The 13,391-nt window shown below is 52.8% G+C and carries 11 protein-coding genes; 8 read left to right on the top strand and 3 right to left on the bottom strand.

Annotation, left to right across the window (positions count from 1 at the left end; translation table 11 throughout):
• Positions 1 to 102 precede the first annotated feature (102 nt).
• The gene (locus tag TALK_RS07805; protein ID WP_085617572.1) at positions 103 to 1,416 is read left to right on the top strand and encodes an NAD(P)/FAD-dependent oxidoreductase; all 1,314 of its coding nucleotides are present in this window, start codon (positions 103 to 105) and stop codon (positions 1,414 to 1,416) included.
• A gap of 5 nt (positions 1,417 to 1,421) precedes the next feature.
• Here the strand turns inward: TALK_RS07805 and TALK_RS07800 are convergent, their stop codons facing one another.
• The 3 genes from TALK_RS07800 to TALK_RS07790 all read right to left on the bottom strand — a co-directional run bounded on the left by TALK_RS07800 (position 1,422) and on the right by TALK_RS07790 (position 4,821).
• Positions 1,422 to 1,904 (bottom strand): group III truncated hemoglobin, encoded by a 483-nt coding sequence (locus TALK_RS07800; RefSeq protein WP_085617570.1) that lies wholly within the window; start codon positions 1,902 to 1,904, stop codon positions 1,422 to 1,424.
• An 86-nt stretch (positions 1,905 to 1,990) separates the two neighbouring features.
• On the bottom strand, positions 1,991 to 3,340 hold the full coding sequence (locus TALK_RS07795) for an NAD(P)/FAD-dependent oxidoreductase (protein WP_085617568.1): 1,350 nt from the start codon (positions 3,338 to 3,340) through the stop codon (positions 1,991 to 1,993).
• A gap of 110 nt (positions 3,341 to 3,450) precedes the next feature.
• Complete coding sequence (locus tag TALK_RS07790; RefSeq protein ID WP_085617566.1) at positions 3,451 to 4,821, bottom strand: aspartate aminotransferase family protein; 1,371 nt, start codon at positions 4,819 to 4,821, stop codon at positions 3,451 to 3,453.
• Between the two features lie 302 nt (positions 4,822 to 5,123).
• Between TALK_RS07790 and TALK_RS07785 the strand changes: the two genes are divergently transcribed.
• The 7 genes from TALK_RS07785 (at position 5,124) to pgi (ending at position 13,303) form a co-directional block, all read left to right on the top strand.
• Positions 5,124 to 6,506 carry a glutamine synthetase family protein gene (locus tag TALK_RS07785; RefSeq protein WP_085617564.1) on the top strand — a complete coding sequence of 461 codons (1,383 nt, stop codon included), beginning with the start codon at positions 5,124 to 5,126 and terminating at the stop codon, positions 6,504 to 6,506.
• A gap of 54 nt (positions 6,507 to 6,560) precedes the next feature.
• Positions 6,561 to 7,109, top strand: a complete 549-nt coding sequence (locus TALK_RS07780; RefSeq protein ID WP_085617562.1) for a cupin domain-containing protein — start codon at positions 6,561 to 6,563, stop codon at positions 7,107 to 7,109.
• Positions 7,110 to 7,180: 71 nt separating this feature from the next.
• Entirely contained in the window at positions 7,181 to 8,686 is a 1,506-nt protein-coding gene (locus TALK_RS07775) for an aldehyde dehydrogenase (RefSeq protein ID WP_085617561.1), read from the top strand.
• Between the two features lie 38 nt (positions 8,687 to 8,724).
• The gene (speB, locus tag TALK_RS07770; protein ID WP_085617559.1) at positions 8,725 to 9,696 is read left to right on the top strand and encodes an agmatinase; all 972 of its coding nucleotides are present in this window, start codon (positions 8,725 to 8,727) and stop codon (positions 9,694 to 9,696) included.
• Between the two features lie 111 nt (positions 9,697 to 9,807).
• Positions 9,808 to 10,392: a tyrosine phosphatase family protein gene (locus tag TALK_RS07765; RefSeq protein ID WP_085617557.1), complete on the top strand. Its 585-nt coding sequence runs from the start codon at positions 9,808 to 9,810 to the stop codon at positions 10,390 to 10,392.
• Between the two features lie 152 nt (positions 10,393 to 10,544).
• Positions 10,545 to 11,504 carry a PfkB family carbohydrate kinase gene (locus tag TALK_RS07760; protein WP_085617555.1) on the top strand — a complete coding sequence of 320 codons (960 nt, stop codon included), beginning with the start codon at positions 10,545 to 10,547 and terminating at the stop codon, positions 11,502 to 11,504.
• Positions 11,505 to 11,671: 167 nt separating this feature from the next.
• Complete coding sequence (gene pgi / locus TALK_RS07755; protein WP_211274784.1) at positions 11,672 to 13,303, top strand: glucose-6-phosphate isomerase; 1,632 nt, start codon at positions 11,672 to 11,674, stop codon at positions 13,301 to 13,303.
• The last annotated feature ends 88 nt before the right edge of the window (positions 13,304 to 13,391 follow it).

Here is a 13,391-nt window from a genome sequence, read left to right as displayed (position 1 = left end):
CATGTGGCCAGCCTGACATTTGGCAATTTTCCCTTGATACAGGCCGCGTTTCCGGCACCATGATCGGATAACGAACCATCAGACAACCATTCGAGGCATCCCGTGTTTATCCCCAATTTCCTGACCGCAAATGACAAAGCCGGTGCGTATCCGCAATCCTATTATGCGGCGACGTCGAATAAAACCGAACCCTTCGCGACACTCGATGGTGATCAGTCCTGCGATGTTGTGGTAGTGGGCGGCGGTTTCACCGGTTTGTCATCGGCCCTTCATCTGGCGGAACGCGGTTACAGCGTTGTGTTGCTTGAAGCACATCGGGTCGGTTGGGGCGCATCGGGGCGTAATGGCGGGCAGGTCGGATCGGGCCAGCGACGTGAACAGGACGACCTTGAAAAGATGCTTGGCCGTGATGACGCCAAAAAGCTTTGGGATATTGCCGAACAATCCAAGGATATTGTCAAAAGCCTGATCGCCAAACACGGGATCAAATGCGACTGGAAACCGGGCATTTTACATGCGGATCATCGCGAACGGTTTGTTGCGGGAACCCATGAATATACCCAAAAGCTTCAGACCGAATATGGCTATGACGCGATCCGCACGGTTGGGCGCGATGAAATCCGCGACATGTTGGGGTCGGAATTTTATCATGGTGGGTCGCTTGATATGGGGGCGGGGCATCTTCATCCGCTGAACTTTGCGATTGGCATTGCCGATGCGGCCCGTGCTGCCGGGGCAAAGATTTATGAAAATGCGACGGTGACCGGTTATGACAGCGGGGAAAAAATCGTTGTTAAAACCGATGCCGGGCATTGCGTGACCGCAGACATGATGGTGTTGGGTTGCAATGGTTATCTGGACGGGTTGGAAGATCGCGTTGCCAAACGGGTCATGCCGATCAACAATTTTATCATCGCGACCGAGCCATTGGGCGATGATCTGGCACGTGATTTGATCCGTGATGATGTGGCGGTGGCAGATTCAAAATTCGTGATCAATTATTATCGCCTGTCGGCGGATAACCGCATGCTGTTTGGCGGTGGGGAAACTTATAGCTATCACTTCCCCAAAGACATTAAATCCTTTGTCGCCCCCTATATGCTTGAAGTCTATCCGCAGCTTAAAGACGTTAAAATTGATTATGGCTGGGGCGGGACATTGGCGATTACGATGAACCGCATGCCGTTTTTCAATAAGGTCGAGGATCGCGTCTTTACCGCAACCGGTTATTCCGGGCATGGGGTGGCGCTGGCGACCCTTGCCGGGCAAATCATGGCCGATGCGATTTCGGGGACGATGGAACGGTTTGATGTGATGGCCAATATCAAAATCCCGAGTTTCCCGGGCGGCAAGGCATTGCGTTATCCGCTTTTGGTCCTGGCAATGACCTGGTATTCAATCCGCGACAGGCTTTGACCGGGTTATTTTGGCTCCCAGGATGAAACCGGGTCATAGCGTTCCCCCTTGCCCAGAATGACGCCGTTATGCGCAGCGATGCCGATTTCGAAACTTGATGCGATCCGAAGCGCGCGTTCCATGAAATGTCGAGCGGCGGGTGTTTCGCATTGTTCAGAAAGGGTTTGGGCAAATAATTCAAGCCAGCGATCAAAATGGGTGCGATCAATTTTAAGCGGCATATGTTTTTGCATCGGGCGCCCGTCATAGGAACCACTGGCAAGCGCCACCGATGACCAGAACATGCACATCCGCCCAAGGTGATGATCCCAGTCGGTGATCTTGGCGTCAAATATCGGGCCCAGCATCGCATCATCGCGCACCTTGGCGTAAAAGCCATGCACGACATTTTTGATCATGTCCTGATCAATGCCGGTGTCTTCGCGGATTTTTCGCGTGGCGATTTCGCGGCGTTCGTTGATTTCGGCAAGGGTCGGTTGATCAGACATGATGGGGGCTCTGTTTAATGCAGATAATAATCACGGCAATAGCGCCAAAGCCATTGCCGTGACATGAGATAAGTCAGTTTGCCCGATTACGCAAACCTGTCACGCAATCCATAGTACCGATAAGCAAGATTGCGACCAATCCGGCGGAACCGGGAAAACGGAAAACGATCCGGCGGTGTGCCCATGATGGCACCGGTTTCCGACGGTTGCTGTGTACCAAGGATTTGTTTGCCCAGCATCTGACCGGCAAGGCTGCCCAATGCAACGCCATTGCCATGCCAGGCAAGCCCGGTCCAGATATCACGGTGCCCCGGAACCCGGCCAAGATAGGGGCGGAAGGATTGTGACAGACAGGCCAGCCCGTTCCAGTGATGGGTGATATCGACATCGCGCCATGCCGGGAACATGCGATTGAAATTACCCAAAAGGTCTTGCTTGGCATGGGCAAAAGACGTTGGAGTGGCGGTAATGCCACCGCGTCCCCCAAACAGGAACCGGTTATCGGGCAGTTTGCGGAAATAATGCAAAAGAATGCGGCTATCAAATGCCATCAAATCACTGGTCCAGCCCTGATTGGCAAGTTCATCATCAGACATCGGCCGGGTGACCAGAATACCGGAAAAGACCGGCATCAAGCGCCCACCAATCCAGTCGGGCAGGTTTTCGGCACTATAGCCATTGGTGGCGATGATGACTTTTGGGGCTGAAATCCGGATGTTTTTAGATGTCAATTCATAGCCGTTGCCGGTGTCTTTCACATCTTCGATGGTGGCCTGTTCGAATATCCGAACACCTTTTGATGCACATTGACGGTGCAGACCGGCCAGATATTTCATCGGGTGCAGGCCAAAGCCCGCTTTGACATGCAGCCCGCCATAGGTTTCCCCGGCGCTAAGGCCATGTTCACGAAGCTGATCGGGTGTCAGGAGCTCGGTTTCGATATCGGTGAAATGCGCTGTTTCGGCAGCGTCTTCATGCAAGTCGGCAACCCGGTTGGGTTTATGCGCCAAGATGACTTCGCCGTTTGAATGGCGGTCCGCATCGACATTCCAGCTTTCCAACCGTGATCCGACAAGATCGATGGCGCTTCTTTGAAGCTTGGCAAAATGGCGCGTTTCATCCTCGCCAAACTGTTTGGCAAGTTGGGCGTAGCTTTTGCCACTGCCGCCCATGCAACAAAACCCGCCATTGCGGCCCGATGCGCCCCAACCACTGCGCCCGGCGTCAAATACGGCAACATCGACCCCGTTTTCGGCCAGTTCAAGGGCTGCTGAAAGGCCCGTGTATCCGCCGCCAATGATGGCGACTTCGGTCTGGATTGTTGTGGCGTCGGGCAACGTTTCGCAATCGGGCAGGGGCGAGGCACTGGCGACCCAGTAACTTTCAGGAAGGGTGTCGGTTTGATAGGCGGTGGGTTGATATAGATGTTTGAGCATGGGGCACTCTGGCGTGTGGTGGCGGTTGAGGGGCGGGATGAAATGGCAAACACCCGGCAATGATAAATCACGCCGGGTGTTTGTGTAATGCAGGGATATCAAATCGGGGTTTACATTTTTCCGATTTTTTTTGCGGTCGCATCGAAGGCCGCACGCGCACGTTTGACGAGTTCGTCAACTTCGCCGTGGGTGATGCAAAGTGGCGGTGACGCCACCATGCGATCACCGCAGGCCCGCATGATCACACCATTTTCAACACAGGCATCGCGGCAGATCGTGCCAACGACACCGGGTTTGTCGAATGGTTTGCGCGTGGCTTTGTTGTCGACCAACGGCATACCGGCAATCAAACCAACGGTTTCAACGGCCCCGACCAGCGGGTGGTCTTCAAGGGTTTTAAGCTGTTTGGCGAAATACGGACCGATATCATCACGGACGCGTTCGACCATTTTTTCGTCGCGTAAAATACGGATGTTTTCAAGCGCCACAGCCGCACATGCCGGATGCCCGGAATAGGTGAAGCCATGGGTGAATTCACCGCATTCATTGATCAATACATCGGCAACCCGGTCGCCAACCATCACCGCCGAGATCGGCAGGTAACCGGACGACATGCCTTTTGCCATTGGCATCAGATCCGGCTTGATGTTGAAGGTATCGCAGCCAAACCAGTTACCGGTACGGCCAAAACCACAAATGACTTCGTCAGCAATCAGAAGAATGTCGTATTTTTTGCAGATACGCTGAATTTCTGGCCAATAGGTTGACGGCGGAATGATCACGCCGCCAGCACCCTGGATCGGTTCGCCGATAAAGGCCGCAACGCGATCTGCGCCAAGTTCTTCGATTTTTTCTTCGAGCTTGCGCGCCGCAATCAGGCCGAATTCTTCGGGGGTGTGATCGCCGCCTTCGCCGTACCAGTACGGTTGGTCAATATGGGCAATATCGGGCAGAAGCAACCCGCCCTGCGAATGCATTCCCGCCATACCACCAAGCGACGCACCGGCAACGGTAGAGCCATGATAGGCATTTTTGCGGCTGATAATGACTTTGCGTTCCGGCTGATCTTTAAGGTTCCAATACTGGTGCACCATACGAACAACCGTGTCGTTTGCTTCTGACCCGGAATTGGCAAAAAAGACGCGGTTCAAACCATCGGGCGTAATTTCTGCAAGAACTTTGGAAAGTTCAATTGCGGGCGCATTCGCACACTGGAAGAAGTTGTTGTAATAGGGCAGTTCAAGCATCTGCTTATAGGCGGCTTCGGCAAGTTCTTTGCGGCCATAACCAATATTGACGCACCAAAGACCGGCCATGCCGTCCAGATACTTTTTGCCGTGTGAATCTTCAATGAATACGCCATCGGCACGGGTAATCACGCGTGTACCACGGCTGTTCAAATCAGCCGTATCGGTAAACGGGTGAATGTGGTGCTGTTGATCGATATCCTGCCAATAGGCGGTTTTGTCGAAATTATTCATAACGTCTCCTGACAGCGATGCTTGCCTGTTTTGTGCGATATGTTGAACATCTGGGCCTAGTGTTCGTTTTTTCGAACACCTTTGCAAGAGGAATTTTTGTGATGCCAATTTGATGTTTTTGGGGCGGTATCCGATATGGGACGGGAGTTTGCAATCGTCGCGGTATTGCAACATATTTGCCCGGATGATTTATTTTGCACTGCATTATTTGTACGATATATCGCACGAGGGGCTTGACCGAATTCATTGGGCGGGGCACGATGCGATAGTGAATAAAGCGGCTTTTCTGGGAGTAATAGACGATGAACACGTCGTTCGTCGAAGACAGCAGGGCTGAAGCTCTGCGATTCTTTGAGACAAATCCTGATATCGAACTGGTCGAATTGCTTATCCCTGATGTGAACGGGGTGTTCCGTGGCAAGCGAATCAGCAAGCAGAAGTTTCTCAAAAGCTTCCAGGAAGGCATAAATATGCCTGGTTCCGTGTGTTTGGTGGATATCACCGGCGATACACCGGAAGGTACGGGCATGTTGTGGTCCAGTGGTGATCAGGACAATGTGGCAAAGCCCATTCCCGGCACATTGCATGCGGTTCCCTATGGCGAGCTGCCGCTGGCACAGGTGATGATGAGCCTGCATAATCTGGATGGCACAAGATTCTTTGCCGATCCGCGTAACGTATTGCAGGGTGTCGTTGATCGTCTGACCGCAGATGGTTTCTATCCGACGGTTGCACTTGAACTTGAATTCTATCTTGCCGATCAGAACGAACAGACAGCGGCACCCTTGCCGCCCGCACCGCTTGGCGGCGGGATTGCGTCTGACGGTGTTCAGGTTTATGGCCTGCAACAGATCGAAGATTTTGAAAAAGTCCTTCATGATGCGGTTGGCGAACTTAACCGACAGGGTATCCCGGCTGATACAATTGTTGCCGAAGCAGGTCCCGGTCAGTTCGAGATTAATTTGGGGCATGTTAATGACCCGATGCAGGCCGCCGATCATGCCATGCAGCTTAAGCGCGTGGTCAAGGGCATTGCCTGGGATCACGGGGTAACGGCAACCTTTATGGCCAAGCCGTATTCCGATCAGGCGGGTAACGGCCTTCATGTTCACGTTTCCTTGCGTGACGAAGAAGGCAACAACGTATTGACGCCTAAAGGCGACGAAGAAGTTTCCGACAACCTGTTGCATGCGATTGGCGGGCTTCAGGCGTCGATGTTTGAAAGCATGGCGATTTTTGCGCCAAACCCGAATTCCTATCGCCGGTTCCAGAACAAGGCCTATGCGCCGATGTCACCGAACTGGGGGCTTAATAATCGGACCGTTGCCTTGCGTATTCCGGCTGGCAGCCCGAAGGCGGCGCGTATTGAACATCGTGTGTCGGGTGCGGATGCCAATCCGTATCTGGTTCTGGCCTGTGTTCTTGCCGGTATGCATTACGGTCTGAAAAATAAGCTTGATCCGGGTGATCCGATTGTTGGAAACGGTTACGAGCAGCATGGCGGCAAAATTGTCCCGCGCAGCATGATTTCTGCGCTGGATCATTTTGTTGATGGCCCGATTGTTCGCGATTATCTGGGCGAACGTTTTGTCGAGGTTTTCGATATTTGTCGGCGTTCGGAATATGACGAATTCTTCTCCGAGGTCACAGCGCTTGAATATCGTTGGTATCTTGACGCGGTATAACGCCAAATTTGTAAAATAATCGCCGATAAGAGCGATCGACAGGGAAGAAACCGGATGTCACAGAAGGTTGGGGATCGTTTGAAGGCCATACGTACGATGTATGGGCTGTCCCAGCGTGAACTGGCGCGTCGCGCCGGTGTTACCAACAGCACGATCTCGACAATTGAACAGAACCGGGTCAGTCCGTCGGTGGATAGTCTGACCAAGGTTCTGGATGGCATCCCCATGAGTTTGATCGATTTCTTTACAATCGATCTGGAAAATGGCGAGGAGATTTTCTTTCGCAAGGAAGAACTTGTCGAACTGTCAGACGGAACCATGTCGATGCGCCTTGTCGGGGCAACCCGCAAAGATCGCAAACTGCGTGTCCTGCATGAAATCTATCCGCCCGGTGGCGATACCGGCGATAAACTTATCGTTCAAAAAGGCGAAGAGGCCGGTGTCGTTGTTCGCGGCAAGCTTGCCGTAACGGTGGGTGAACGTGTTCAGGTGCTTGGCCCCGGGGATGCGTATTACTTTAATGCGGAAATTCCGCACCGTTTCCGCAATGCAGGCGATGTTGAATGCGAAGTCGTCAGTGCGGCAACTCCGCCGTCATACTGATTGAACAATCATATTTTTATATAATGCGCGGCCGAAAATAACGACGCGCCACCTGTCAGGAGGATATCCGCATGACAAACCAGTTGAGTTTTGAACAGCTGAGCGCACAGGCCGCCAGCCTTAAAATCCGGAATCAGGCCTTTATCAATGGTGCCTATGTCGATGCCGCATCGGGCAAGACATTTGATTGCATCAGCCCGCGTGATGGCAAGATCCTGACCAAGGTTGCCGAATGTGATGTCGAAGACGTCAATCGCGCTGTTGCATCGGCACGGGCCGTTTTTGAAAAAGGCAGCTGGTCCGAAGCAGCACCGACGAAACGCAAGGCGATCCTGCTTCATTTCGCGGACCTTTTGGAAAAGAACGCCGCCGAACTGGCATTGCTTGAAAGCCTTGATATGGGCAAACCGATCAAGCTTGCGGCACGGGATGATATTCCGTTGTCGTATAAATGCATTCGCTGGTACGCCGAAGCCATCGACAAGATCTATGACGAGGTTTCCCCGTCAGAAACCAACGCGATTGGCATGATTACCCGTGAACCGCTTGGCGTGATTGCGGCCGTGGTGCCATGGAATTTCCCGCTGATGATGGCGGTCTGGAAACTTGGCCCGGCATTGGCGATGGGCAATTCGATCATTCTTAAACCAGCGGAACAATCATCGCTAACGGCCATTCGTGTTGCTGAAATTGCGATTGAAGCCGGTCTTCCTGAAGGTGTTCTGAACGTGGTTCCGGGCTTTGGCCCGACGGCGGGCAAGGCGCTTGGTCTGCATCCGGATGTGGATTGCGTGACCTTTACCGGGTCTGGTGAAGTCGGCAAACTGTTCCTGCAATATTCCGGTCTGTCGAATATGAAACGTGTCTGGCTGGAATGCGGTGGCAAAAGCCCGAATATCGTTCTGGCTGATTGCCCGGATTTGGACGCCGCAGCCGAGTCTGCTGCAGGTGGTATATTCTATAATCAGGGTGAAGTTTGCACGGCTGGATCGCGCCTGATTATCGAAGAAAGCATCAAGGATGAATTCATTGAAAAGGTTGTCGCCGCAGGGGCAAAAATGCAACCGGGTGACCCGCTGGATCCGAAATCCGAAATGGGTGCTATTGTCGATGAAGGCCAGATGAGCCGCGTTCTTGGTTATATCGAAAAAGGATCGGCCGAAGGTGCGACACTCTGTACCGGTGGTAAACGGGCACGGACCGAATCTGGTGGGTATTATGTTGAGCCGACCGTGTTTGACGGGGTCAAAAACGACATGACCATTGCCAGAGAAGAAATCTTTGGCCCGGTTTTGTCGGTGATTTCAGTCAAGGATTGGAAAGAGGCTGTTCAGACGGCAAATGATACGCCATATGGATTGGCAGCAGCAGTCTGGACGCGCGATATCAACAAGGCCCATCTGGCCGCGAAAAAATTGCGCGCCGGTCTTGTCTGGATCAATTGCTGGGATGGTGGATCAATCACCATGCCGTTTGGTGGTTACAAGCAATCGGGTACCGGTCGCGACCGGTCGCTGCATGCACTGGACAAATATTGTGAAATCAAGTCGACCTGGATTGCACTGGGCGACGCCTGAACGCCGGATCGGCCAGGGGAATAGATAAGGGACGAGCTATGAGCAGTACCGGGGTTATCGATACCAAAGGCGGCGACAACGCCTTTACTGCGAAATCTGTGCATCAGAATACCAGCGAGCCGATGTATTCCGGCGCGCTGTCATTCATGCGACGGAAATATTCCCGTGATCTTAACGGGATTGATGTTGCGGTGACGGGGATTCCTTATGATCTTGCAACGTCAAGTCGTCCGGGAACGCGCCTTGGCCCACAAGGTGTGCGTCGCGCCTCGGTCAATCTGGCCTGGGCGCCGCATTTCCCGTCGGGGCGCGATATCTTTGCCGAGCTTGCGGTTGTTGATTATGGCGACATGGTTATTGATCCCGGTTATCCGCATAAAATCCCGGAAATGATCGAAGATCACGCGCGTGATATCGTACAATCCGGTGCCAAGATGCTGACGATTGGTGGGGACCATTTCGTTAGCTATCCGATCCTCAAAGCCCATGCCGAGAAATACGGCAAGGGTATTTCCCTGATCCAGTTTGATGCCCATTCCGATACCTGGGAAGACGATGGGGATCGTATTGATCATGGCACCATGTTCTGGCATGCGGCCCAGAATGGCATTGTTGATCCGGCGAAATCAATTCAGGTCGGTATTCGTACCCATAATGAATCAACCCATGGCTTTAACATCCTGTATGGGCCGGATGTTCAGGCGATGTCGATTGATCAGATCGTTGCCAAAATCAAGGATGTGGTGGGTGATAATCATGCCTATATCACCTTTGATATTGACGGACTTGACCCTTGCTATGCCCCGGGAACCGGTACGCCGGTATTGGGCGGGCTGACCAGCCATCAGGCGGTTTCGATCCTGCGTGGTTTGGCCGGTGGGATTGATCTGATTGGCTCGGACGTGGTTGAAGTTTCCCCGCCTTATGATGTGTCCGATATTACGTCATTGGCCGGTGCGACGATTGCGTGGGAAATGCTGAACATCCATGCGGTGAACAGAAAACCCTGATTGTTGCGTTAACCGGAATTTGGCAATGGCCGGTATTTTCATAATACCGGCCATTGCTTTTTCATATTGCTGTGATGTTATGGCGACCATTCATTGCATCGGAGAATAGATATGAAACCGGTTTCGATCTCGTTATTGACGATTTGTGGTATCGAAGAACTGCCAAACCATCAGACCCGGTCGGTTTCGCATGTGCTTTCGGTGGTTGATCCGGAACGTGCCGACCTTGATGCGTTTAATGCCTATGCCCCGCATGAACGCACGATTTTGCGTTTCCACGATATTATTGATGATCTTCCCGATCAGATTGCCCCGACACCGGCCCATGTTGAAGAAGTCCTGACGTTCGGCGATGGGCTGCGCAATACTGTTGATACACGCCAAGACGGCCATTTGCTGGTGCATTGCCATATGGGGGTTTCGCGTTCAACGGCTGCGATGCTGACCCTGATGGCGCAGGCTCAGCCTGATATCGCCGAGGATGAGCTGTTCGCCAAACTGCGCGCCATTCGACCGATTGCCTGGCCCAATTCGCGCATGATTGGCTTTGCGGATGATCTGCTGGGGCGGGGTGGTAAACTGAACGCAGCACTTGCGCGGCATTATCGCTATCAGCTTGACCATGATGATCATTTTGATGAATGGATGACATCGCTTGGCCGCGCCCGCGAAGTTGCGCTGGGGAAATCAGTCTGAAGTTATTGAAAAAACACCGGTTCAAAGCCACTTTTCGCGTAAGGTGGCTTTTCCTTTGCCTGATGAATTGAATCGATTTAAAAACGTCGCGTCCCACAGCAAATGATAATGCCCGCAACCCGGTTGCCGGGCGACATAAACGGAGAAACGCTATGAGCGCAAAAGCAGTTTGCCTTGGGGAATTGCTGATCGATTTTGTCCCGACCGTGACCGGTACCGGCCTTGCCGATGCACCGGCCTTTGCCAAGGCCGCAGGTGGTGCGCCGGGCAATGTGGCCGTGGGGTTGCAACGGCTGGGCATTGAAACCGGTTTTATTGGCAAGCTTGGCGATGATGCCTTTGGTCATTTTTTGGTCGATACGTTAAAGGCCGATGATGTTGATACATCGGGTATTGTCCTGACCAAGGAAGCCCTGACCGGGTTGGCTTTTGTGTCGTTGCGGGCCGATGGCGAGCGCGAGTTTTCATTTTATCGCAGTCCGTCGGCGGATATGTTGCTGACACCTGCCGATCTTGATCAGGATATGCTTAAGGGCTGTGACTTGTTTCATTACGGCACGCTTTGCATGATTGATGATGATCCACGTGCCGCGACCCTTGCTGCAATTGATATTGCACGTGAAAACGGGGCGATTATTTCCTGTGACCCGAACCTTCGTTTGCCGCTTTGGCCCAGTGCCGATGCCGCGCGCGATATGTTGCGACTTGCGATTACCAAGGCGGATGTGGTCAAGATTTCTGATGATGAAGTGACCTTTATCACCGGCAAGGACGATCTTGAGGCCGGTGTTCGGGAATTATGGTGCGATCACTGGAAACTGATGATCGTAACGTCCGGCCCAAAAGGCAGCCGTTTCTTTACCCCGGATTTCGAAGGGTCAGCCAAACCGTTCAAGGTTACAGCGGTTGATGCAACCGGGGCAGGGGATGGCTTTACCGCCGGCTTCCTGTCACGCTTACTCAAAGACCCGGAATTGCTGAAATCGGCGAAAAAGGTTGAGGCTGCCTGTCGCTTTGCCAATGCGGTCGGCGCGATGACAGCCACCAAACGCGGTGCGATTGCTGCCCTTCCGACCGAGGCAGAGGTTGCACAATTCCTGTCAGTGAACTGATTGTCCGGTTACAATTCATTTGATGGCAGTTTCAGCCCCCGGAATTGCCATCAAAATGCCCCACAAACCGTCCCACAAATGGTCGTATCGGCGTGTTAGTGTTCTGACATAACGTCGGTATTATTTGCTATCTGTTTGAAGCCGAGGGTGGAATGTCCACAGAAAATATGACGACCTGTTGGGATAAGCTTGATCAATTGGGGGCGGAAGTTTCCAAAAACCTGAACTTGCGCAAGGCCTTTGCCGATGATCCGGCGCGGTTTGACCGTTTTCAGGTCGCGCTTGATGATCTGTTTGTCGATTATTCGAAAAACCTGATCACCGATGATGTGATGGCAGCCCTTCGTGAATTGGCCAAGGCCGCACAGGTTGAAAGCTGGCGCGATCGTATGTTTGCCGGTGACCGGATCAATGTCACCGAAAACCGTGCTGTTTTGCACACGGCGCTTCGCAATCTGGATGGTGATCCGGTGATGGTCGATGGCCACGATATCATGCCCGATATCAAGGACGTGCTGGCACGCATGAAGGCTTTTGCCGCGCGTATCCATACCGGCGATTGGAAAGGCCATACTGGCAAGGCAATTACCGATGTGGTCAATATCGGGATTGGCGGATCGGATCTTGGCCCTGTCATGGTTAACGAGGCCCTTCGTCCGTATCATATCGATGGTATTCGCTGTCACTTCGTGTCGAATGTTGATGGCGCGCATATTGTTGATACGCTTAAAGACCTTGATGCGGAAACGACACTTTTCATCATTGCATCAAAGACCTTTACCACCGATGAAACCCTGACCAATGCCTATTCAGCGCGGGACTGGCTGATTGGGCTGCTAAAGGACGAGGCCGCGGTTGCCAAGCATTTCGTGGCCGTGTCGACCGCCCTTGATAAGGTCGCCGCCTTTGGCATTGATACTGATAATGCGTTTGGTTTTTGGGATTGGGTCGGGGGCCGTTACAGCCTTTGGTCGGCCATTGGATTGCCGATCATTCTAGCCGTTGGTTATGACAAGTTTGAAGAATTGCTGCGCGGTGCGCAGGCAATGGATAACCATTTCCAAACCGCCCCGATTGATCAAAACATTCCGGTGACTCTGGCGCTGATTGGTGTTTGGTATCGCAATATTCTGGGGGCATCCAGTCAGGCAATCCTGCCCTATGATCAACATCTGTCGCGCCTGCCAGCCTATTTGCAGCAGGCGGATATGGAAAGCAACGGCAAGTCGGTTACCCGCGATGGCAAGCCGATCTTTTACGAAACCGGCCCGATCATCTGGGGCGAGCCCGGAACCAATGGCCAGCATGCGTTTTATCAGCTGATCCATCAGGGGACTGAACTGATTCCGGTTGATTTCATTGTGGCGGCCAATGCGTTGCATCCACTGGCAAACCATCATGACAAGCTGGTGGCGAATTGCTTTGCCCAGGCCGAGGCCCTGATGCGTGGCAAGACCGAGGCCGAAGTCCGCGATGAACTTTCGGGTACCAACTTAACCCCGGCCGAGATTGATGTTCTGGCCCCGCAAAAGGTTTTTGCCGGGAATAAGCCGAGCAATATGATCCTGTATAAACAACTTGATCCCTTCACCTTGGGACGTTTGGTTGCGATGTATGAACATAAAATCTTTGTTCAGGGCATCATTTGGAACGTCAATTCCTATGACCAATGGGGGGTGGAACTGGGCAAACAATTGGCCAAGGAATTGTTGCCGATGGTGCAGGCCACGCAAAGTGGCGATGCCCGTGATGCATCCACGGCCGGTTTGATCAAGCAGTTGCAGGCATTGCGTGGTTAATCACCACACGTGATGCAGACGTCAATCATTTGGGGGCGGTGGCGGCTATCGCCTGGCACCGTCTTTATCTTTGTTTACGCATTCTTTT

The sequence above is a fragment of the Thalassospira alkalitolerans genome (assembly GCF_002115745.1).
GTDB lineage: Bacteria > Pseudomonadota > Alphaproteobacteria > Rhodospirillales > Thalassospiraceae > Thalassospira > Thalassospira alkalitolerans.
This window is presented reverse-complemented; position numbering and strand designations above follow the sequence as displayed.